Source organism: Aliiroseovarius sp. M344 (assembly GCF_025140835.1).
In the GTDB taxonomy this organism is placed as follows: Bacteria; Pseudomonadota; Alphaproteobacteria; order Rhodobacterales; family Rhodobacteraceae; genus Aliiroseovarius.
The window spans coordinates 255,109-279,376 of sequence record NZ_CP081153.1 but is presented as its reverse complement, the minus strand read 5'-3'; the positions used below and the strand labels follow the sequence as shown (position 1 = coordinate 279,376).

Here is a 24,268-nt window from a genome sequence, read left to right as displayed (position 1 = left end):
TAGGACCTTATCCCACTTTGTAATAAGGGGCGGGGAAAATGACCCGCCCCTTGAGTTGCACCTACGATGAGATGCGGGAGGTTAGATTAGCCCCAGCAAAGTTCAGTGCCTTCAGCGACGGAGATGCTTTCCACACCGTCTGCTGGCTGATCTGTGACCAAGGCAACGCCCGTGTCAAAGAAGTCCTTGCCAGGTGTGTTCTCTGGCAATGTCCCATCTGCGGCGTAAGCGGCAATTGCTTCGATGCCGAGGGCCGCCATGCGCAGTGGATACTGCTGGGACGTTGCACCGATCACACCGTCAGCGATGTTCTGAACACCGGGGCAACCGCCATCGACCGATACGATAAGAACATCGTCTTCACGACCGATAGACCGCAGGGCTTCGTATGCGCCCGCTGCTGCTGGTTCGTTGATGGTATAAACAACGTTGATCTCAGGATCGACAGCGAGGAGGTTCTCCATCGCGGTACGCCCGCCTTCTTCGTTGCCTGCAGTCACGTCGTTGCCGACGATGCGCGCGTCATCTTCGTCGCCCCATTTGTTTGGGTCGCCAAGATCAATGCCGAAGCCCTGCAAGAAGCCCTGATCGCGCAGAACGCCAACAGTTGGCTGACTGACAGCCAGATCAAGCATGGCAATTTTTGCGTTTGCAGCGTCGTCGCCCAATTGCGCCGCAGCCCACTGACCGATCAATTCACCCGCAAGGAAGTTGTCAGTTGCGAACGTCGCATCAGCCGCGTCGATCGGGTCAAGCGGCGTGTCCAATGCGATAACCAGCAGGCCAGCTTCGCGGGCCTGTGTCACAGCGCCAACGATGGACGATGTGTCGGACGGGGTCAGCAGGATGCCGGACGCGCCGTCTGCAATGCATGTTTCGATCGCAGCAACTTGTGTTTCGTGGTCACCATCAACCTGACCTGCGAAGGAACGCAGCGTGATGCCAGCCTCAGCCGCGGCAGCTTCAGCGCCTTCGCGCATCTTAACGAAGAATGGGTTGGTGTCCGTCTTAGTAATAAGGCAGGCGGATACGTCCTGCGCCATAGCGGAACCAGCAGATGTAATGGCCGCAAGAGCAGTGCCGATGAGCAACTTTTTCATGATGTCCTCCCAGACAATTGATAGGTCAGAGCCTCCACCCCGACATTGATACGACCCGCATTTGCCAGCCGCTTGACCCTAAGTGACGTGATTCTCAATCACCTGTCAATTAGTTAGTTAACTTTTCTTATTAATTGGTTTACCTGTATTATAAGGCTGCTATGGTGCAGTCTATGGACGACGGACTCATCAGATCAATCAGCACTGGCCTAAGCCAGAAGGGCGTTCGCGATCATAACGAACGGCTTTTGCTGTCGCTGTTGCAGCGCAATGGTCCTATGCCGGGAAGCGATCTGTCAAAGCTGGCAGAGCTATCTCCACCAACGGTTTCAAGCATCCTTCGACGCCTTGAAAGTGAAGGGATTCTTGAACGTGGAGACCCAGTGCGTGGCAAGGTGGGCAAGCCCTCGATCCCGATGCGTTTGGCATCAAATGGTGTGTTTTCATTTGGCCTCAAGATCGGGCGCAGATCTACCGATTTAGTGTTGATCGACCTGAATGGCGAGTTGCGTGAAGAACGGCAGTTGACCTACCCGTTTCCAGTACCGGCAGACATTTTTGCCTTTCTTGAGGAGGGTGTCCGGAGCATCACCGACGCGATGGACCCTGATCATGCTGAGCGTATTTGCGGCATTGGAATTGCGGCACCCTTTGAGATGTGGAACTGGCCAGACCCATCCATGGACATGTCGGCAGCGTTCGCGCCATGGAAAGGCATTGATCTAAAGACAGAGGCGCAGGCACGAACGCAACTGCCAGTGCTCCTGCTGAACGATGCGACTGCCGCCTGTCAGGCCGAACACACCTACGGTCGTGGTAAAGAATTTCGGGACTACGCTTACTTCTTTATTGGGGCATTCATCGGCGGTGGCATTGTATTGAACAACTCTGTCTTTGAAGGACGCCAAGGGAATGCGGGCGCACTCGGATCGTTGCGAAGCATCGGCCCCCACGGTGAGAGTATGCAGTTGGTCGATATGGCGTCGATCCACCAGTTGGAATTGCGCCTACGTGAAGTTGACCTCGATCCACAGCAACTCTGGTCTGATCCTGGTAGCTGGCACAACTTGTCCCGCTACGTTGATCCATGGCTTGGACAGACCGCCCAAGAACTGGCTAAGGCTGCCCTTTCCACTTGTTCGGTCATTGATTTTGAAGCGATCTTGATCGACGGTGCCTTCCCTGCCAGCGTCCGCGACGATCTTGTCAGTCGAGTCCGCCGATATGTCGTGACCCAAGACACACGCGGTCTGATCCAACCCCGGATCGAAGGTGGTAGCATCGGCGGGAAGGCAAGGGCCATTGGTGCAGCAACGCGGCCTATTGGTGCCCAATTCATGATGCAGGCCAGTGTTGGGATGACGGTTTAACTGAAAAGCTTTTGCTGAAGCAGCCATTCGTGTTTCTTGCTGCATCGGTCATATTGGGCTCTTTCCGATCGTTCTCTGCACCCGGGGCCAATGGCAGCTATCACGCTGCTCTGATGCGATGGAAAACCTTTGAGTCGCAAAAGGTAATACTAGTGCACCGAGGAAAATACAGTTGATTCAAAATCAATGACTTGGCCGCGTGCCAATGGCAAAACTATGTGTCGCCCCACACTTTTTGTCGGACACCAACGTAAGTTGCCTTTTGGGCCACTATTTTAACTTTTCATTGAGAAAATTCAGCTTGGAGCTGGATCAGCTAAATCCCTTGCTCCACTTTCTGATAAGTTCCATTCTGCGACATACCGTCAAATAGGACACGATGTCGGGTTATGGCGTCAGCCTTGCGCGGTCGCTTACGACCGGAAGACGCCACACATCCCGGACTCTTCGTTTGACTGCACTGCGGGCAAAATCGACCTTGGCTATTCGACCCTCGCTGAAAAAGCATCGCTTCGCACTTGCGGCTGATAAATTTCAACGATGCAGCAATTGTCCTCAAACCGAGCCTTCGGCAGTGTCAATTCTGGCGAGTTTCAAACTGACATTTCGCTGGGGGCAAATCAGGCGAACGAGACACGGGCCAAGTGAGTTTTCGCTGCAGTTGCGCCAATGGCCGCTTTTTTTCGCGGCGAGCAATGGCCCCATATTCCGGTTGTGTGACCTACCTGACTATCCGGCTCAAAAAGATTGCAGGGTAGAGAGCTGGCTGAGAATTTCATGACGCTATTGTAATAGATCGAGGGCAGACTAGCGTCTGAGAAACATATCCATGCAACAGACAGGATATCCGCATAAGAAAGCTGAGGGAGGTGATCGTGTTGGGGTAGCCAAGATCAACTCAGTCGAAAATGGCATGGATTTGAACGGAGGGTCTTATGAAGTCACACGCAAAGGTAGTTGTCGTTGGTGGAGGGTGCGTGGGCGCGTCGATATTGTACGGCCTAACCCAACATGGTTGTTCGGACGCTGTCATGTTAGAGCGGACACAATTGACCGCTGGCTCTACTTGGCACGCTGCGGGTCTACTCGTCACTTTTGTTCGATCACACAACGTCTCGAAGATGACCCTCGAGACGATTCAAATCTACACCGAGGTGGAAGAAAAGATTGGTAGCTCCGTAGGGCTACGCAAAGTGGGGCAATTGCGGGTCGCAAATACGCCCGAACGTTGGGATGAGTTTCAGAGCTATCTGTCCGTGGCTGAAGCGGCCGGCGTGCCTTGCAAGCTTCTGACCCCCGCAGAAGTCGCTGAGGTCCACCCGCTCCTTAATCAAAATGAGAATATTGAAGGTGGAATTCTGCACACTGAAGACGGCTATGTGAACCCTGCAGACATAACACAGGCGATGGCCAAACTTGCGCGCGATCAGGGTGCGAAAATCTATCAAAACACTGAAGCACAAAAGTATGAAAAGCTGCCCAATGGCCTTTGGAAAGTTTTTACCACTCAGGGTGAAATCACCTGCGAGCATCTGATCTTCGCAACCGGAAACTATGCCCGCGAAAACGCCCGGCGCGTTGGGCTTGACCTGCCATGTATTCCGATCGTTCACCAATACTGGACCACAGACCATGTGCCACAGCTCATAGAACGCAGGAAACGGGGACTGCGAGAGTATCCGATCCTTCGGGATGAGGATTATGGCGCATATTTGCGCGAAGATGTGGGTGGACTCCAATTTGGCCCCTATGAATTTGAAAAAGACCTGAAACTCTTTGCCGAAGATCGGGTCCCGCCAGAATTCGGGGCAGATTTATTGCCCGAAGATTTCGACGCGGTGGAAACCCAGTGGGAACGCGCAATCGAGCGTGTGCCTGTGCTGGGCGAGGTGGGCATCAAGGCTAATACCCGCGGTCCGTTCCAGATGACACCAGATGAATTGCCGCTGGCAGGCCCCGCCCCCGGTCACGACAATCTTTGGCTAGCCGAAGGTATGCCCGGCGGAATTTTGTGGGGGGGAACCGTTGGCAATCAACTGGCGCAGTGGATACTCAAAGGAATGCCTTCTATCGATATGTCCGAGCTCGATCCGCGTCGCTTTGGTGATTATGCCGCAAAGCGCTGGACGATGGACAAGGTGCGCGAAACATGGGGCAACCACATGCATGCGCACATTCCGGGTGAAGATTTTCCGTCAGCCCGGCCGATGCGCACTGTCGGATCCTACGATTTGTTGAACGCAAAAGGCGCGGTCTGGACGCTCTATAACGGCTACGAATTTCCAAAATGGTTCGCACCAACGCCAGAGGAGGCGATTCCGGTTCATAGTTTCCGACGCACTGACGCCTGGGACTATGTCACGCAAGAAGTAAGAACCACCCGAGAGGAAGTTGGTTTCATCGAGATGTCGCCGATGACCAAGTTCAATGTGCGCGGTGTGGGTGCTGCGACATGGCTCGACCGCTTGATGGCAAACAAACTGCCCAAATTCGGGCGTATGACACTGTCGCTGATGTTGAACACCCGTGGCGGCATGGACGCCGAATTCACAATCGTCCGCGAAGGTGAGAACGATTTCTATTTGGTGTCCACGCCCAACGGACAGGTCTACAATTGGGATGTGCTGTCCAAGCTGTTGCCCACAGATGGCTCTGTGCAGATGCAAGATGTCTCGGAACAGTTCGGCGTCGTCGCCTTGGCCGGACCGAAATCGCGTGAAATCCTGCAAAACCTGACGGATAACGAACTGTCGAACGAGGCATTTCCCTGGCTTTCCGCCCAAATGGGTGAGGTTGGATATGCCAAGGGCGTGCGCCTGCTCAGGGTCAGCTACACTGGTGAACTCGGCTGGGAAATCCACCACCCGGCAAACTACAATCGCCACATCGTTGATCAATTGCTGAAAGCTGGCGTTCGGCCCTTCGGGGCGCTGGCACTTGAATCCATGCGGCTAGAGAAATCATACCGCGCAATTAACAAAGAAATACGCAAGGATATGACGCCATATGAGGCCGACCTTGGTCGCTTCGTTGCTTTGACCGAAAAGGTTCAGGGTGTTGTCAAAGATCGCAATTTCATTGGCAAAGAAGCGTTACTTGAACAGAAAAAGAAGGGGGGCCATAGGGTCCTTGTCACCCTAAAACTTCCCTATTGTGACACGTCCGTCATCGCGGATGAGGCTGTCTATAAGAATGACCGCCTTGTAGGTCGTGTGACTTCGGGCGGGTTCTCGTATTACTTGCAGCACGACATTGCCATGGCTCTGGTTCCTCAAGAACTTTCAGTCTCGGGCACGCAGCTTCAGGTCAAAATCCACAATGAGATACGAGATGGCGAAGTGATCGACATATGTGCCTACGACCCCAAGGGCATCCGCACTCGCATGTAGAGAGAGGCCAGTACTATGAGTAAGGATCAGACGAAAAATCGTCGTGGTGGACGTAGTGGCGGGCGCTCTGCCCGTGTTGCGGCCCGTACAAATCCGACACCGGTCTATCTTCCGACGTTGCACCGTTCCGTTGGGCCGATGGACCTTTTAGGTCCAGAAGGTGTCGAAAAAATCCACAACGCCGCAATAACCATACTCGAGAGTATTGGGATCGAATTCCGCGATCCTGTAGCGCTGGCACAATGGAAGAAATTTGGTGCGGATGTGCACGATCAGCGGGTGCGCATAGGTCGAGAAATGTTGATGGACTTGATTTCCACAGTGCCCACCGATTGGGCCTATCACGGCCGCAATCCCAACCGGTCAACCAAAGTTGGCGGGCGCGACACGGTTTTCGCAAATGCCTATGGTGCGCCGTTTGTCTATGGCCTCGACGGCGTCCGGCGCCCCTCTACGCTCGAGGACGCTCGCAACTTCTTCAAGCTCGCACAAATGAGCCAAAGCATGCACGTGCCCGGCATCCTGCCGGCTGAGCCGCAGGACGTGCCGGTTCCTTTGCGCCATCTTGAATTGGTAAGCGCTGCGCTGACTTTGACCGACAAACCTATCAAGGGGTCGGTGCTGTCTGAAACTGCGGCGCGGGATACGATGGATATGCTACGCATTGTCCATGGTGAGCAATTTGTGGACGAGAACGTAGTTGTCGCGGCTCTGTTGAATTGCAATACGCCGCTCGTTTGGGATGACACGATGCTACAAAGCCTGCGGGTTTATGCGGCGGCCAATCAACCCTGCCTGTTATCGCCTTTCGTACTGGCAGGGGCGTCAACACCGGCAAGCCCAACGGGCGGGGTTGCTTTACTCATCGCCGAGAGCCTCGCCGGAATGGCCTACTCGCAAATCATCCGTCGAGGCTGCCCGATGGTGCTGGGTGTGGCAATCATGGGGGTGTCCATGAAAACCGGCGCGCCGATGATGGGGTCGCCTAAACCCGGACTCATGAACTTGCTTGTAGGTCAGATGGCGCGTTTTTATGGCGTGCCCTGGCGCTCATGTACCATGTGGTCGGGTTCGAAATCACCGGACCTGCAGGCAGGGTTTGACAGCGCCAACTCAATGTGGCCGGTCTTGCTGGGGGGCTGCAATTTCGTTGTGCACTCTGCTGGTTTTGTAGAGGGCGCGTTGGGAGTAAGCTATTCGAAATGGATTCATGACAGCTATCAATTAGAGAGCTTTCATCGTTTCTTCTCGGGTTTGCAGGAAGAAAACATCGACGCGATCCTTGAGGATATTTCAAATATCGGCCCGGGTGGGCATTTCCTTGGAACGGACCACACGCGGGAAAACCCTATGGTTATGAATCCGCTGCAAAATAACGACAGCTTCGAACAATGGGAAATTGAAGGCAGCGCGAATGCAGATGAAGTCGGCCGTAAAGCGGCTAAAGAAATGATTGAGAATTACGTCCAGCCGCCGATGCCGAGCGATCAAACCGGCTCGTTGAGCGAGTTCGTCGCCAAGCGGACGGCAGAATACCAATCCAAAAGCGACGCTTGATGATTGGGATGTAAACTCACATCTAGTTTGAGTAACTCAGGACGCATACCAAGGCCATTTGGTTGGTGCTGGGGTGGACAAAACGGGTAATGGTTTTCTGGTGAATATGGTGTTCAGAGGGTCGAATGCCGGTAGGAGCAGATTCCTGCGCTCTCATAAGCTTTTTTGATTTTCACAGCCTTTGTCCGGATTGAGTTTGTGTTCTTGTGGCCAATAACTTCGGTACCGCATGACAGCGAACAGCCCGCTTCTGCCAATGCTGCGCTTTGCACGAACGCCTGCTTAGGTTGCGCGCGCGGCTTTCGCAATTTGAGCCATGTGTCGCATATCCGTTCCGCAACACCCTCCCAAGGCTTGAATGTGTGGGAACCGCCTCCTGATTTCAGCCAACTGCGTTCCCAACTCGGTTGGGTTGCCGTCATCAAGCTCCTCGGCTTCATCAAGCTCTGCATGGCTGCAGCGTGACGCGTTAGCGACAATTCCTCTGATACGTTGCATCCAAGGCGCATCCTCAAGAACGGAGTTGAAATGCTCAGGGTGCGCGCAATTTATCATGAAATAGGCGGGGTAACCGTCGGTTGCGGCATCGACCTGAGATATAGCATCCTCAAGGCTAATCCCCGTCGGCAGCCTGCCGTTGGTTTCGACTGTAAACGCAATCACAACACGCAGCTCGAAACGCTGCGCCGCACGTACGATTCCGACCGCCTCAGCCGGATAGGCGATCGTGTAACCGCTGATAACGTCAACATCCGTCTCCGCCAAAAACGAGATCTGTTCGGAATGGTAACGCTCTGACTCTTCGGCAGTCATTTGTTCCGAAGGCTTGTAGGCATCGTCACGTGGTCCGAGGTTGGCGCTGATGATGGTCGGCATATGGCTGTTGGCCGTCCGAACGTCTTGCATCAAGGCGATGGCTCGCTGATTGAGCTCTTTCAAAGCTTTGGGGGTATAGCCAAGGGCAGCCGCACGGTCTCGATTTGCAACCCAGGTCGGGCTTTCAAGAATTACACCTGTGCCAGTGTCCTTTGCCAAAGTCACCATGTCCGTCAGGTAGCCTCGCAGAAACTCCTGACCGCCGGCGCTTTCCAACAGTGGGTATGAAGCAAAGCCGGGCAATTCCACGCCGCGGTTGAAAATCAAATCTGTTTCCATACCCACATATACCAAAAACAAATCGGCACTCGCTGCAGGAAAAGCGCCTTGATTAATTGCCATCGCGCAGAGCCTTTCAGAATGTCGTCCCAAACCGTAGCACGTGTTTTCCATAGCGTCACCGTTGCTTGGGGATTTGGTGTTTTTCCGAAAGCTGTCATTGGCGAAGCCGCAGCAAACGACTACTTCATCCGCGGCCGGTCTATTCGTGCAGCAAATCTCGCTGCGTTTTGATCGAATAGTCGGTTTTCCCCGCCACTGACAGCACTCCGACCCTTGCATGTGCAGCGTTCTACCGCCGCGAGCGCTTGCGGCACGAAAAACAAGGTCCAGTAAAGGCTAAACGACGACTTTCTACACTTTTCAGCATCGACCGTTTCATCTAATCCGAATGGCGTCACTCGGCCTAATTCAGAATTTGAACACTGTGTCTCAAGCCTGCGGTTGCAGCCAAAAAAGCCGCCAATCACTATGTGGTAAGAAAAAAGTATTCGTGAACGCGCTCATCGCAATCGATGCAGACCTAGAGCATGATGGCCGCGAAAAACATGCTGAGGATCAAAAATACCAATCCAATCATTGGAAGCCAGAACAACTGAAAACTGTCAGAACTTGGCAATCACATTGATGAACACGCCTTCATCGTCAAAGGTCAGGTCGGTCAAATCGTCACTAAAACTGCCGAAATTATACCCGACACCGATTTTAGCGTTGTCCCCGATCTGACGATAGACCGCCCCCAAGAACGCTGTTTCCGACAGGCCCGCCTGTTTGGCTTCCAGATGGCGGGCTTCCAGTAACAAATCCCATTTGTGCACAACGTGATAGCGGGCGTTTACGACCGCCAGACCTGCATCGTTCTGTTGGAAGGCGACGCCTGAACTGGGTGACGATACCGATTTGCGCAGGCCCAACTTGCCGCCAATTGTCCAGAACCGGTTCAGGTCATATTCTACGTCAAACGACAGGATATGGCTTTCCTGACGCTGTCCACGTTCGCCGGTCTGGTCAATCACCTGCCCCAGCGAGTCGTGGAAATAGCGGTACTGGAACAACATGTTCAGCCGGTCATGATCAACAGGCCTGTAAGCATAGCCCAAAACGGCATCGGTATAGACACCATTGTCCAGCGTGGGGCTAACGCTGTCCACATTGGTGTGGTCGGCCGAGAAAACCAGCCGGTGGCTTTCGTTGAACTTGTATTGTCCCGACGCCGCAACGCGCCACGCGTCCGCATCGCGGACCGTTCCCCCGCTAACGCCCCGGTCGCGACGGTATTCGGCCTTGGCCGCAAAGCTCAGCGCGTTGCCGTCGTCATACAGCACACCCACGGAATAGGCATTGCGGTCATAGTCGCCTTCGGTCCTGTCATTTATGCGGCCTGTCTCGAACCCAGCCGAAAAGCTAAGCGCTTCGTCATAGGCGTATTCGACGCCATAGGCGCTGACCAGCGACCGGTGGCGGCCAAAGATATCATATGTATTTTCACCGTAGAGCTTGACTGAATTGCTTACCTGCCGCTTGCCGCCAAGCACGAACCGTCCGCTGTCCGCTCCGTTCAGGGTAATACCTGAAAGATCTCGTCCCGGTTCAAGCTCGTAGCCAAAATAGGCGCTGTCATAGCCATCGCTTTGATAGGTCAGCAACAGCTTTCCACCGATGCCAAGGGTGCCGTCTGACACTTCGCCTTCAACGGTCCAGTTCTGCGCAAACCGCAGCGCGGCCCCGGCACCATACCGGTCATTGCGGCGCAGCCCGCCCGCGCGGCTAAGCGTGTGCTGGCCGAACACATGCCAGCTTAGGTCATCACTGACCTTATAGGTCAGACGAACCGCTGCATCTGTGCGTGTTCCGGTTTCATCCGCGTCGCCGCCGGGCGTCACCTGATCCAGATGCTCGACCCCGAAATCCAGCGTGATCCGCTCGGTCGCCTTGAAGGTCAACTCCGCCCCGACCTCGGTCAAAGTCTTGCCGGTGCTGTCCTTGTAGTCATCGGCATAAAGCCGGAAGGCCAGCCTTTCGGTCGGTTCAATCTCTAGCGTGACGCCCCAAAGTTCTTCGTCATTGACGATCTGGTAATCTAGCGTCGAAAAACCCGCGCTGCGCTTTTCGTAATAGCCGGTTGCGCGGCCAGGCGTATCTACACCCAGATCGGCAAACTCGGCCTGTCCGCGCAACCGCCATGCCTCGCCGGTACCGCCGACAGTGCCCGCGGTGGTCGAGGTCGTCACGATCAACCCACCGTCCGAGCTGATCGACGAGCCAAAACCCGGCCCTTTGGTTTCGGCGTATTCGACCTCGACAAAGCTGTCGTCGCCGAATTGTAGACGCACATCGCCACCGATCGCGGTTTGGTCGGCGATATCGGTCTGTTCAACCATGCCCGTCAGCCCAACGCGCACGCTGTCGCTGACCCAGCTCTCCACCCGGCCACCATAGGAAACACCGTCGATTTCGGTGGCGCTGGGGGTGTATTCATATTGCACGGCAAGGCGCAGAACCTGATCCCCGCCGGGTTCGGTGACCAGATTTCTCGACGCTCCAAATCCGCTTAACGGCGCAGAAAGGGTGACGACGCCTTGGCTATAGTCAATCTCGTAGTCCACGCCATGCACAAGTTGCGTTGTAGAAATCACCCGCCCCGTGCGTTTGTCGCGCAGTTCGACCGAGACAGTTTCAGACCCAAGCGTCAGGTCATCGCGCGTCAGGAAATAGATCGACCCGCCAGTGCCGTCGAAATACTCGCGTCCGGGCAGACGGTCGGGGCTGGCGGCATAGACTTCGGCGGCCAGTCGGCTTTCGCCATCGGAGGTTTGCGCCTGCGACCGATACACCGCCTGCGCCCCATATAGCGTGCGCTCATTGCGCAGATAGGTGCTGTTTTCAATCTGGCTTTTGTAATTGCCCCATAGGATGTGGCTGCCAGCCTTGGCCAGTTTTAGATAGATCTTGCCGTCTGACGGCGCGCCGTCGATCAGCGTGCTGTCGTCGCCATAGGTCGGATAGCCGTCTTCGATCAGCATCCGGCGCAACCGCGATTGCGGGTCTTTCTTGTCCAGCCCGCTGAACAGGTTCTTGAACTCGTCTTCGCCAGTGTCGATCCGTGCGGTCAGGTCCCACCCGGTCGCAGTTTTACCGGTGACATAGCCCGCGATGCGCCCATAACCATAGTCGCGCTCAAACGGCCCACCTGCGGCACCCACCCCGCCCTGAAGCTTGCGCCCGAAGGTCAGGTCGATCAACCCCGTGCCAAACCATTCGGTGTTGGGGATTGATATCTCGCGTTCGATATAGCCCGTACCGCCACCCGCGACGCGCACGCCGATCGGGTGTTCGCCAGGGGGCAGAATGCGTTGAATGACGAAACTACCAGAGGGGTCGGCTTTGACTTGTTCGCCAAGGGTTTGCACCGTCGCACCGGGGGCAACGCTGCTGCCGCTGACGGTCACGGCACCGCCACGTACGGGGATGCGGCGGCGCGCGGAATTGTCAACGCCCGCCTCGGCCTCGGTGGTTTCCGCGCGGCTGTCGGACAGCGGCCCGATGTTGATCGGGTTGGTTTCATCGTAGCGTCCGAACTGGTCGTAAACGCGATGCACGACTAAAAGATCTCGTCCCTCGGGCATGGTGAAGCTCGCATCCCCATTGGGGGCGATCGGCGCTACCAAAACCGTGCGCGCTCCTCCCAAAGCGCGCGGGTCAATCACCCGCAGCTCGGCCCAGGTCACAAAAGCCGGGTAGTTCAGCTGGCTGCGCACAGCGACGGTTTCACCGGGTTTGGGCAGCGTGTCGTTCAGAACCAAAAGCGTCAAGCGCGGCACCACGCCAAGCCCGTCGAACTTAACCTGCAAGTCTGCCGCCGCCAACGACTGGTCAATCTGGCGAACGGCAGTCTGCACCGCCGGATCACCTGCAAATTGTTCGTCATTGATGGTGATGCTGTACCCGTCCTGCGCGCGCGCAGTCCCGATCAGCGCCAGCACTGAAGCGCCGCAGGCCAAGGTGAATTTGGTCAATCGATACATCATCTTATACCTCACCGCGCTCATTGTTTGCGCACCACATTGGTGCCCACATCAAGGCGATAGTATCCGTGCCACTGGCTTTCAAGCACTTGCTTGACGGCCCTCAGACGTGCGCGTCCTGTGGCCGGGTCTTCACCCGCGCCTAGCACATATGTCAGCTCGATCGCAGTCTCCGTGCCACTGATCTGGTTGATTAGCGCCGTCAGAGCCCGCGCAAGCCCTGCGCTTGGCTGCGTCTTTCCGTTGGCGAAGGCTGCACGGGTCAGGTCGATATCGACCACATTTCCAATCGCGGCTCCGAAGTTCAGCTTGGCGATCTTGCCCGGTGTCAAGCGGATCACCCGCGGGTTTTCTGTGGTGACGCGATAACCTGTCGGCAAACTGCGCTTGTCGAGCTTCAGCATGAAATTCGACCCGATCGTGCGGGGAAGCGCAGCACAGGGGACCGAGAAGCGGCCATATTCATCTGTAGTTATGATCGTGCCATTGGGCGACACAAGGCGCACATCAGGCAAGCCCGGCTCGGTCGTGTTGGGGCGTTCAATTGTCGGGGCAAGCTTGCCTTTGCTTCCGTCATAGATGTTGTCGTCAAGGATCGCCTCGGGCAAGGTGCCTGGTCCATCCTGATAACCATTGCGGTTTTTGTCGTCGAACACCTTGCCGATCACATCCGAGCAATCGAACACATGCTCGGGCCGGATTTCGATATCGGCCATTGCGACATTCGACAGCACGTTTCCGTTTGCATCCTGCGCCCATGTGCGGTTGGTCAGAGTTCCGAAGTTTCCGCGCGACGCGATGCGGGCGGCAAAGGTGATCGTCACCTTCTCAGACGCGCTGAGCGTTTCGATCCAGCGCAACTGGCGGCCAGATACGTTCGGTTCCACTGCTGTTCCGTTCACCCTCGCGGTGCCGGGGGTATACAGCAAGCCCGGCGGCAGCTCGTCTACCAAACGCGTGTCAGGGAACGTCGCGCCGGACAGGTTCTCAAAGGTCAGAGTGAAATTCACAGTCTCGCCAAACACCGCGGTATCACGATCTGCCGATTTGGTGGCGACAATCGGCACGCTGGGGCGGCAATCCATCAACGGGATGTTGTTGTTCTGAACCTCGGGATCGCCCGCTTCGATATCAAATGTGAAGTAGAACGGATTGCCCCCGGCCGAATAGTCGGTCAGCGTCAATCCGTCTGCCGTTGTCCCCGACCCGATCAGCGCCGGATTTGCCGGCAACAGCGTGGTCGTATCCAGCGTGCCACCCGGCGCGCGCGTCGTCGACGGCGTGCCAATCGGCGGATAGGTCACGGCCAATGTGTATGTCCCCGGCGAAGTGACAAAGAACTGATAGAACCCGTCCGACCCGTCATCGGTGACGACAATCGGCCCATTGGTCCCCACACCGGTTTGCGTGAATCCGCCACCCGAGATGCTAACTTGACCGCCTGTCAGAACAGACCCGTCCTGTTCGCAATAGAAATAGCCGGTCGGGTCGAAATCCTGATAGTCCGGGATCCCGTCGCCATCATTGTCATTCGGGGTCAGCGGTCCCTGCCCGATGCTGGGCGTGGTCAACTGGGTCGAGGTCGCACTGGCCGTGTTCGGTGCGGTCGGGAAGCCATTCGCGGTGGAATAGACCATAGTGATCGTGATCGTACCGGTTTCGCCGGGATCGAGTGTCGGGTCGCCAGACAAAAGCGCCGTGTCACCGACCCCGTCAAAGGTTGCGCTGGCGGCCCCGCTGGTGAAGTCCGCTGCTGTGGTCGTGACCGGATAGTCGGCAGACAACAGTGTTGCCGGCGCAAGGAAAGTGACCAGATCGTCCACTACCTGAATGCCCGTCTGGGTGATGTTGCCGGTATTGGTCACAGTGATCGTGAAGGTCGATTGCTCAACCGTGTGGAACAGGCGCGAGGGCGCTCCGGCGGTTTTCGTCACATCCAGCGCAGGAGCGGCGGCGATCGGCGTGACGGTTGGGTCGTCCGTCCCCACTCCATCATCATCGGACACATCAGAGGTCGAGCCACCAAGCGGCGTAGCCGCGCTTGCGGTGATTACGTTGATCACCCCGCCCTTGTTCACGTCATCCTGCGTCAGCACGTGGGACACATTATAGGTCGCGGTCTCGCCTGGCAGCAATGTGCCAGCGGGTGACGGCGGCGTGCCATCCGCGCTGTTGAAGACCGGCGTCAGGGCGCGCGGGTCGGTCCCATCAATGGCAGTCAGTTGGTCCGCCAGCGCGATACCCGTCAGCGTCACATTGCCGGTGTTTTCGACCGTGACCTCATAGTCCACGCTGTCGCCGGCGCGCGTCCCGGCTGAGACCTCGCGCTTGATGACCTCCATGCCCGGCGCGGGCGGGATCAGCATCTCGGTCGGGTCGTCGGTGTTGTTGCCGTCCAACGGATCATCATCGGCAGACAGATCGCTGATGGGTGTGTTATCGGGCGACAGGCCGCTGACCACCGCGCTGTTGCGCAACCCGCCAGCATCCACATCCGCTTGGATCAGGTTGTGGGTCACGCGCCAAACCGCTTCCTCGGTTGGCGATAGCGTCGCGGGCACCGACAACGGCGTGGCGATGGCCGGAATCGGCGTGCCATCGGCGCGCAGCAGCGTGTCACTGGCGCTTAGATCGGTCAGGTCCTGGTTGCCGGTGTTGGTCGCCGTAATCTCGAACACCACCTGATCACCAGCGCGGGTTCCGGGGGTCAAAACGGCTTTGACAACAGTCAGTTGCGGGTCCACAACCACATTGAAAATGGTTGGGTCATCGACCGTGTTGCCGTCACTGTCATCGCCATCATCGGACACATCGGTTGCCTGCCCGCTGCCAGCGGGGCCATCGGCGGTGACGGTGACTTGGTTGGACAAGCCCGCATGGTTCAGATCAATCTGGCGCAGCGTGACCGAGGCGGCATAGGTCCAGACCTCGCCCACATCCAATTCGCCATCACTATCGGTGTCACTGGCAGGGTCCAGTGCAAAGGGCGCATCCAACGCGGTGACTGCACCCAGAAGCGATTGCATCTGGTCAACGACACTGACATTGCGCAGCGTGACGTTGCCGGTGTTTGCTACCGACAGGCTGTAATCCACCAGCCCGCCAACCACCGATTGTCCGCCCAGCACCACCTTGGTCGCTTCAAGCGCCGGATTGCGTGCTGCGCCGGGGGTTGTCAGTTCGACGGTGTCACTTACCGGCGTGTTGAAAGGGTCGGTCGCGGCGGCAGAGGCGTTGTTCACAATCTCGCCTGCATCAACCATATCCTGAGTGACGGTCACATCAAAATTGCACCCGCCCGCCGTCACGCCCGGCGCGATCGACGCAATGGTGCAAATCTGCCCGCCGCCCATGGGGTCATCCACTGCGACATTCGTCAGGGTCACATTGCCGGTGTTGGTGACTGACAATTGATAAGTTAGCGTGCTGCCAACCGCCCCAAAGGGGGATGGCGTGGCGACCTTGTTTAAGTCCATCGCCGGGGCTGCTGCGGGCATCGGAATGTCCAATGTGGTAAAAGTGGCCACCGGCGCCCCTTGCGGATTCTGCGCTGTAACATCGGCGCGGTTCGACAGGGTGCCACTGTCCACATTGGGTTGCGTGACGGTATAGGTGCCGGTGCATTGCAGCGTGTCACCACGCACAAGTGACGACGTTTCGCAGTTGAAACCGGGCAGAAGCGGGTCGGTGATCGACACGTTCGACAGGGTTTGATTGCCAGTGTTTTCCGCCGTCAGAGTATAGGTCAGCACCTGACCAACTGATGTGACGGGCAAGGTCGCGGCCGTTTTGGTCAGCGTCAGGCCCGGCATCAGGTCACCAGCCACCGTCACACTGTCCGGCGGGCTGACCACCGGTGTGTCACCAGGGCCATAGGTAGTTTCGCCGTAGGCCTCGTTGAAAACGAAACCGCGGTCCAGATCGGCCTGCGTCACGACATAATCAGCGATACAGAATGCGTCCTCGCCGACTTGGAAATCGGGATCGGTGGGCGGGTCGGGGGTCCAGCAGGTGATATCACCCAAAATGCTGTCACGCACGATGATCGGGTCGATCAGAGTCCGGGTGCCGCTGTTGGTCACGATGAACTGATACCCGATCACATCACCAATCTCTGAGAAATCGGGGCCTGCTACCAGTTGCTTGTCAATCGTCAGCGCTGCCACACCTTGATCAGGAATGGTCTCGGATGTTAGCGGCGAGGTGGTCGCGGATGAACTTCCGCTGGCAAGGTTGGTCACGACACCCAGATCCACATCTGTCGCGGTGATGAGATACGTGCCCGCACAGACCAGATCATCACCTGGCGCAAGCTCGTTGCCCACGGGAATCGGGCAGGTGATATCGCCTGCGTCGATCAGATTATCGTCCACGCTGAATGGTCCGACCTGCGTCGTATTACCGGTGTTGGTCAGGGTATAGGTATACGTCGCAGTGGCACCGACAAAGAAGTCCGCGCCCGCCAATGGGTCCGCCACTTTCACGAGGGTCAAGGCATCGGTTTGGCTGGCGGGAACGGTCACACTGTCAGGCGCTGAGGTCGTCACTCCGCTAGAGGCCGTTGCGGTATTGACCACCGACCCGACGTCGATGTCGTTTTGTGTGACAAGGTAACTGCCGGCACAGCTGAGCGTCGTGTTGGGAGCCAAACCGCCAACTGGCAAAGGATCGCAGGTGACACTGCCCCCTGCCCCGTCAATCAAATCATCCGCGATGGTGATCGGATCGGTCAGGGTGACATTGCCATCATTGGTGACGGCGAAGTCATAATTGATCTGCTGGCCGACGGTGTCATAGGGGTTGGACGATCCCGCCCCAACCGTCTTGACCATCGACAGCGCCGGGGTCGGGGTGATCAGAACCTCGGTCGGGTCATTGGTTGTGTTGCCGTCACCGTCGTCACCGTCATCGGTTACATCGGTGATCGGCACGCCACTGGGCGGGGTGCCGGTGACGGTCGCGCTGTTGCGCACGCCGCCGCCGTCAATATCGTCTTGGATCAGCGTATAGCGGACCTCGTAGCTGGCAACCTCGCCGGGCAACAGAGTGCCTGCGCCAGACCCTTGCGTCGATCCAACGAACGACGGGGCCGAGGGCGTCAGCGGTGTGCCATCCACTCGCGTCAGCGTGTCAGATTGGATGCCGGTACTGGTCAGCGTCACGTTGCCCGTATTCGTCACCTCGATCAGGAAGACCAGCTGACTGCCCACCACGCCGCTGCCCGAAGTCAGGGTTTTCTGCCCCTCGATCCCCGGTGTCACGGCGATTGGCAAAACGGTCGGGTTGTCGTCACCATTGGCCGGGTTGCCATCGTCGGACGCATCCGACACCAGCGCATTGCTGGGCGACTGGCCGCGCGCGGTGACTTGGTTGCTGACGCCACCTGCGTCGATATCCGCCTGCGTCAGCACGTGTTGGAAGGAATAGGTCCATGCCTCGCCCACATCCAACACATTGGCCGTGCCAACATCGCCACTGACATATTGCGGCGGGGCGGCGGGGGTGATGGTCGATCCGTCAAGCCGTTGGAACACGTCGATCAGGCTGATATTGCTCAGATCCTGATTGCCCGAGTTGGTGACGGTGATGGTGTAATCCAGTGTCTCGCCCGCCACGGGGGGCGAAGACAACCCACCGGTCGCCAGCGTCTTAAGCGCAGTAATCCCCGGCGTCGGGGCGGTGACCGGGATCGACAGCCCGTCGGTTTCATTAACAGGGGGAAGCCCTGCGGGCGGTGTGGCAGTCAAGCTTGCTGTGTTGTCCAGCGACCCCTGTTGGTTCACGTCATCCTGCGTGACGGTATAGCTGGCCGTGAAGGTCACACTGTCGCCCGGCGCGAGCGTATCCCAGCTGCCATCGGCGGCGGCATCTGTGCTGTCCCCGGCTGGTGCGACATCCGTATCAATCGCATCACCACCGACGCTCAGCGCCACGGTGCCAGCCGCGCTTGTGTGCTGGTCGCTGACCGCCACATCGGTCAATGTCACATTGCCGGTGTTGGTCGCGCTGTAGGTATAGGTGATCACATCGCCAACAGCCGCGCCTGAGGTGATCGAGGCCGTTTTGGCGAAATCCACCGACGCGGTGCGGTTGGCGGGCAAGGTCACGGTGTCCGTTTCAGGACCCGGTGTGACAGGCAAAGGCACTTCGGGCGAGGACACGCGCGCGATATTGGTCAGGCTGCCTGCGTTCAGGTCGGCCTGCGTCACCGTGTAACTGCCGGTGCAGGTCAGATCGTCGCCCGGTGCAAGTTCTCCACCCGGCAGCGCAGGGCAGGAAACGCTGGCGATCTTGTCGTCCGCCACGATCGGCAAGGCGGTCAGCGTGATATTGCCCGTGTTGGTCACCAGATAGCTGTAATTCACCACCTGCCCAACGGATGCGATCTGCGCCGCATCTGCCGATTTGGCAAGCGAGAAGCTGGGCGCCTGATCCGGGCCGCGCACGAACACGTCGTCTTGCGCAGTGATCGGCGTGGCATCCGGCGTCACGTCATTGGCCGTGGCACGCGCGATGTTGGTGAACCCGCCATAGGTCGGGGCGGCTCCGTTCACGGCATCCACGTCATCTTGCGTCACGGTATAGGTAAAGGTGCAAACGGTCAGCGCCTGACCGACGGCAAGGTCGCCCACCGTGCAGCTTGTCGGCGTCACGGGAAGGTCATCGGTGATCACCACATTTTCCAGCGACACGTTGCCCGTGTTGCGCGCCAGAACCGAGAAGGTGACGGTATCGCCTGCCTGCGTGAAGACCGGCGTGCCGGGGGCCACAGCGGGGGTGACGGATTTCTCCAACTCAAGCGCTGCGGTATTGTCCACCAGCGCAACAGTGACCTGCCCGTCAACCGAAACCGTCGCCCCGGTGGGATCGGTGCCAGACACGTTCGCGATGTTGATCTTGCTTTGCGCGTCAATGTCGTCTTGCGTCACGGTATAGTCACCAACGCATGTGATCGTCTCGGTCGGCAACAGGGTGACAGGCCCGGTGACGGTCGATCCAAGATGGGTGCAGGTCAGCGCGGCCACATCCGGGTCGCTTATCGAAGCATTCGCGATGGTCTGGTTGCCATCATTGGTCGCGGTGATGGTGAATTCGATCACATCACCCGCGGCGGCAGGTTGCGGGCCGTTCGAGATGGTCTTGGCAATCGACAGCGACGGGTCGGTCACTGCGGGAACGGTTTTGGTGGCCTGACCCGACAACACCAGCGTTTCATCCGGCGTGCCCGGCGCGAAGGTGGTCGAGCCGACGGCGAGGTTGGTAACCTCGCCCGCGTCCACATCATCTTGCGTGACGGTATATTGCGCGGTACAGGTCGCGGTTTCATTCACCCCAAACACACCACTGACCGACGCATCGTAACACACGAAAGGCGCGCCGATCTTGTCATCATCAATCGAGATGTCTTCCGACAGGGCGACGGTCGGACCGTTGGTGATTTCATAAGAATAAGTAATCACGTCGCCCGCTGCCGCAAAGGTCACATCGGTCGGGTCACTGTCCTTGGTCAACGAGATGGCAGGCGCCGCGCTGACCGGATAAATCGCATCATCAGACGGCGAGGTGACGGGGGTGCCGTTATAATCACCCGTCGCGGTGGCGACGTTGGTGACGGACCCAAAGCCCACATCGCCCGCAACCATCGTATAGGAACCGGTGCAGATGACGTTTTCGGTGGGCAGCAATTCTCCATTCGTCAACGGCGCACAGGTGATGCCCGTAGCCTTGTTGTCGGTGATGGTGATTGGCCCGTCGATGGTGACGTTGCCGGTGTTCGTCACTTCGAACTGATAGCTTAGCACGGTGCCTTCATCGAACACGTCCGGCGTGGCGGATTGCAGCGTTTTGTCAACCGTCAGCGCGGGGCTGGTCGAGGCATTGACCGTCAGCGTGTCGGTTGGCGACTGAACCGGGCTGCCACCCTGCGTTGTGGCAGCGGACGCGATATTGGTCACTGATCCCGCGTCCAGATCCTCCTGAGCGGCGGTCCAGACATGGGTGCAGGTCACGTTTGCGCCGGGCAAAAGCGGGCCGGTGCCGCAGGCCAGACCATTACCGATCTGGTCGTCATCCACGGTAAACGGCCCATCCAAAGTGATGTTGCCGTCATTGGTGACGGTGAATTCATATGTCAGTTGATCGCCAACCGCCGCATAGGTCAGGGCTGATGAGGATGCCAACGCCTTGCCAAAGCTGATGGATGGCGTCGTGTCGGCCGGAACTGTCACACCGGACGGCCCATCGGTCGCGGTCACTGATGTTGGCCCGCCGGGGGTTACCGGCACAACCGGCTGGGTGACACTTGCGGTGGCCGCGTTCACGACCTGCCCTGCGTTCAGATCGTCCTGCGTGACCTGATAGCTGCCGGTGCAGGTGATGCTGGAAGTTGGTAGGATCGGTCCGGTCGGGCAAGTGACAGGTCCGCTACCCTGCCCGGCGATCAGGGGGTCGTTAATCGAGACCGGCGCGGTGATCGTCACGTTGCCGGTGTTGGTAACAAGGAACTCATAGGCGAGCACCTGCCCCACCGTATCAAACGGGTTGGGGCTGCTAACGGCAAGGCTTTTGGCCAGTGTGATCGTGGGCGTTGCGGCAATATTCACCTGCGTTGGGTCGTCGGTGGTGTTGCCGTCCCCATCATCGCCATCGTCCGATACATCCGAAACGTTTCCGCCGCCCGGCACATCAGCGCTACCGGTTGCAGTGTTCTGCACACCACCTGCGTCAATGTCATCCTGCACAAGCGTGTAAGTCGCCTGATATTCCCATGTCTCGCCGATATCGAGCGTGCCAGTCACGCCCCCATCGCCGGAGCTGGGCGTGCCGGGAACCGACAAGGTCAGCGTCGCGCCGTCGCGCCGGGTCAGACTGTCATTCAGCGACACATTGGTCAGCGCCGTATTGCCGGTGTTGGCGACCTGAATAGTAAAGATGATCTGATCGCCCGCTGCGACCGGCGTGCTGAACCCTGATGTGTCTGCTGTCTTTTCAACATTGATGCTGGGCGCTGCGGTATACCCCGTGGTCGCGCTGCTTGGCGTCACGGGAGGCAAGCTGCCAGAGGTCGGCGAGCCGGTCGCCGTCGCACTGTTAGCTATCGCGGCCGCCGTATCGGCGGCCGAGGTCAAAGCAGTTACGTCCGCCGCCACCAGCGTATAAGTCGCGGTGAAGGTCGCCGTGTCGGCGGGCGCTAGCGTCGTGCTGTTGCTTGTCGTCCAGACAAGATCAGCACCGGCATGGGCGTTACCGTCAAAGGTCGGCCCGGTATCCACAGGGGCAACGCCCGAGATGTCCACATTGCCGCTGTTCGTCACAACGACCTGATAGTCGACCGTATCCCCAATCGCGGGCGGGTTCGACAGGTTGGTCGCAGGCACGGACTTCGCAACGCTCAGTTCCGGCGCGGCTGTATAGCCCGTTGTCGCCGTGCTGGGCGTCACCGGCGGCAAGGTGCCACTGGTCGGCGTGCCGGTGCCGGTTGCGCTGTTGGCAATCGCATTGGTCGGGTCTGCCGCACTGGTCAACGCAGCGACGTCGGCGACCACAAGCGTATAGGTCGCGAAATAGGTCTTGGCCTCGCCCGGCACCAGTGTCGTACTGCCAACCGTAAACCAGAACAAATCTGCCCCGGCATGAGCATCACCATCGAAGGTCGGCCCGGTGTCCACCGGCGTTGCCCCGTCGATGTTCACGTTGCCGGTGTTGGTGACGACAACCTCGTATTCAATCGTGTCGCCCGCAACGGGTGGGGTGGACAGATTGTTGGCCCCAACGCTTTTCGCCACGCTCATACCGGGCGCGGCCGTGTAACCCGTCGTCGCGGTGCTCGGCGTGACCGGAGGCAAGCTGCCAGAGGTCGGCGTGCCGGTTGCACTTGCACTGTTGGCAATCGCGTTGGTCGGGTCTGCCGCACCTGTCAGCGCCGTCACATCTGCCGCCACCAAGGTATAGGTTGCCGTGAACGTCGCCGAGGCGCCGGGGGCCAGCGTCGTGCTGTCACCGGTCGTCCAGCTTAGATCGGCACCCGCATGGGCGCTTCCATCAAAGGTCGGGCCGGTATCAACCGGGGCCACGCCAGCAATATCCACGTTGCCGGTGTTCTCAATCACCACCTGATAGTTAATCGTGTCGCCCGCCGTGGGCGGTGTCGACAGGTTGGTGGCTGGCACGGACTTGGCAACACTCAAACCCGGGGCGGCGCTGTATCCGGTCGTGGCCGTGCTGGGCGTCACGGGGGGCAGCGTTCCGTTCGCAGGCGTGCCGGTTGCGGTCGCGCTGTTGGCTATTGCGTTGGTTGGGTCCGCCGCGCTGGTCAGTGCTGCGACATCTGCCGCCGCCAACGTATAGGTCGCGGTGAACGTCGCCGTATCACCCGGCGCAAGTGTCGTGCTGTCGCCCGTCACCCAACTTAGATCAGCACCCGCATGGGCATTTCCGTCAAAGGTCGGGCCGGTATCAACCGGGGCCACGCTGGACATATCCACGTTGCCGGTATTCTCAACCACCACCTGATAGGCAATCGTGTCGCCCACCGATGGAGGGTTTGACAGATTGGTCGCCGGGACGGTCTTGGTCACCTCCAGCGCGGGGGCGGGAACAAAGGTGTTGGTCAGAACGCAGGTCACATCTTCAGCGTCCCCCAAAGCCAGACCATCCAGCGGATTGCTGTCCGCCCCGCCCGAACAGGTAGCCGTCAAGGCATAGTCCGGGTCGTTCGTCTCTGAAATCGTGTATGTGCCAACCGGCACCGTGACGTCGGTGACGGACGCAGCCCCGGTGACACCGCTGCCGGATGCCGTGCCGCCATTTGTATAGGACAAGGTAAAGTCACCCGGCCCCGCATCGCCGCCAAGCGAATTGTCGACGACCTTTTGCAACGTCAGCTCAGGTGAAATATCGATGGTGATGGAGGCGAGTGAAAACTGAACACGCGCATTCCGTGAGCCTTCAACATCATCCATGATGATCGAGAAAGATGTGGTCGGCGTATCCAACGTGAAAGTCGCAGACTCGTTTGTCGGGTTATTGCCGCTCGCGTTTGCCAAGAAGCTTCCGACAGCGCCCGAGGCGATCAATCGGCCGCGCTGATCATTGGCGGCTGACAGCCAGGGGGGGAGCGGTCCGACCAGCGGATAAATCTCAATGGTAGGCGACGTCCATGTGCCCGGCACGTTTGCCGCGAAGGAATCCCTTGGCGCAGTGCCGTCCATATCGTCGATATCTTCGAAGACAGCCCGATCCAGCAAGAACCCATTGGTCGTATAGGTCATAATCGAGGATTGGTTACAGGCAGCGCGGTTCTGACTGGGAAACAGCGTTATGCGGCCAGCACCGCTAATGCTGGCGCAAGACGTGTTTTGCGGCGAAACAGTGACCGTAATCGAGTTGCCGTTGCCGTCTTCAAGGATCGCGGTGAAATTGTTGGGCACAGAGGTCAGGGTGAAGTCGGATGCATCAGCCTCACCCGCAAACGACGCAACCATGAAAATAGCAAGCAGGGCAGTCTTTATCGCTGCGGCTGCACGGAAGACGGGTCCAAGCCGATTACTCGTCTGTCTATCACGGGACTCATTCATCTGCTCACAACCTCGAAACTGCGCGTTTTTCTGTTGGCTTCTCTTCGGTCCAACTGGGTAGTAGTGGCGACGGCCATCTACAAAACACACCTTTGC

General features: G+C 58.1%; 7 protein-coding genes. 3 read left to right on the top strand and 4 right to left on the bottom strand.

The genetic code is table 11. The features are described from left to right. Nucleotides 1-86 precede the first annotated feature (86 nt). A complete protein-coding gene (locus K3556_RS01250; RefSeq protein ID WP_260517927.1) occupies nucleotides 87-1,100 on the bottom strand; it encodes a sugar ABC transporter substrate-binding protein in 1,014 nt (337 codons plus the stop codon). Nucleotides 1,101-1,273: 173 nt separating this feature from the next. On the opposite strand from K3556_RS01250, the gene K3556_RS01245 reads away from it, so the two are divergent. The 3 genes from K3556_RS01245 (at nucleotide 1,274) to K3556_RS01235 (ending at nucleotide 7,416) form a co-directional block, all read left to right on the top strand. Beyond that, nucleotides 1,274-2,470: an ROK family transcriptional regulator gene (locus K3556_RS01245; protein ID WP_260517926.1), complete on the top strand. Its 1,197-nt coding sequence runs from the start codon at nucleotides 1,274-1,276 to the stop codon at nucleotides 2,468-2,470. A gap of 935 nt (nucleotides 2,471-3,405) precedes the next feature. Beyond that, a complete protein-coding gene (locus tag K3556_RS01240) occupies nucleotides 3,406-5,859 on the top strand; it encodes an FAD-dependent oxidoreductase (protein WP_260517925.1) in 2,454 nt (817 codons plus the stop codon). Nucleotides 5,860-5,874: 15 nt separating this feature from the next. Next, a complete protein-coding gene (locus K3556_RS01235) occupies nucleotides 5,875-7,416 on the top strand; it encodes a trimethylamine methyltransferase family protein (RefSeq protein ID WP_260517924.1) in 1,542 nt (513 codons plus the stop codon). A gap of 282 nt (nucleotides 7,417-7,698) precedes the next feature. Here K3556_RS01235 and K3556_RS01230 read toward each other — a convergent pair whose 3' ends face one another. From K3556_RS01230 to K3556_RS01220, 3 genes are all read right to left on the bottom strand, one after another. Continuing rightward, nucleotides 7,699-8,853, bottom strand: coding sequence for a homocysteine S-methyltransferase family protein (locus K3556_RS01230; RefSeq protein ID WP_312847274.1), 1,155 nt, complete (start codon nucleotides 8,851-8,853; stop codon nucleotides 7,699-7,701). Between the two features lie 323 nt (nucleotides 8,854-9,176). Continuing rightward, entirely contained in the window at nucleotides 9,177-12,596 is a 3,420-nt protein-coding gene (locus K3556_RS01225) for a hypothetical protein (RefSeq protein WP_260517923.1), read from the bottom strand. A gap of 20 nt (nucleotides 12,597-12,616) precedes the next feature. Next, the gene (locus tag K3556_RS01220) at nucleotides 12,617-24,079 is read right to left on the bottom strand and encodes a hypothetical protein (protein ID WP_260517922.1); all 11,463 of its coding nucleotides are present in this window, start codon (nucleotides 24,077-24,079) and stop codon (nucleotides 12,617-12,619) included. Nucleotides 24,080-24,268 lie beyond the last annotated feature (189 nt).

Bases quoted from the DNA above. Each gene is read 5' to 3' on its own strand.
- K3556_RS01250 (WP_260517927.1), bottom strand. From the start codon at position 1,100: ATGAAAAAGTTGCTCATCGGCACTGCTCTTGCGGCCATTACATCTGCT.
- K3556_RS01245 (WP_260517926.1), top strand. From the start codon at position 1,274: ATGGACGACGGACTCATCAGATCAATCAGCACTGGCCTAAGCCAGAAG.
- K3556_RS01240 (WP_260517925.1), top strand. From the start codon at position 3,406: ATGAAGTCACACGCAAAGGTAGTTGTCGTTGGTGGAGGGTGCGTGGGC.
- K3556_RS01235 (WP_260517924.1), top strand. From the start codon at position 5,875: ATGAGTAAGGATCAGACGAAAAATCGTCGTGGTGGACGTAGTGGCGGG.
- K3556_RS01230 (WP_312847274.1), bottom strand. From the start codon at position 8,853: ATGCAAGGGTCGGAGTGCTGTCAGTGGCGGGGAAAACCGACTATTCGA.
- K3556_RS01225 (WP_260517923.1), bottom strand. From the start codon at position 12,596: ATGTATCGATTGACCAAATTCACCTTGGCCTGCGGCGCTTCAGTGCTG.
- K3556_RS01220 (WP_260517922.1), bottom strand. From the start codon at position 24,079: ATGGTTGCGTCGTTTGCGGGTGAGGCTGATGCATCCGACTTCACCCTG.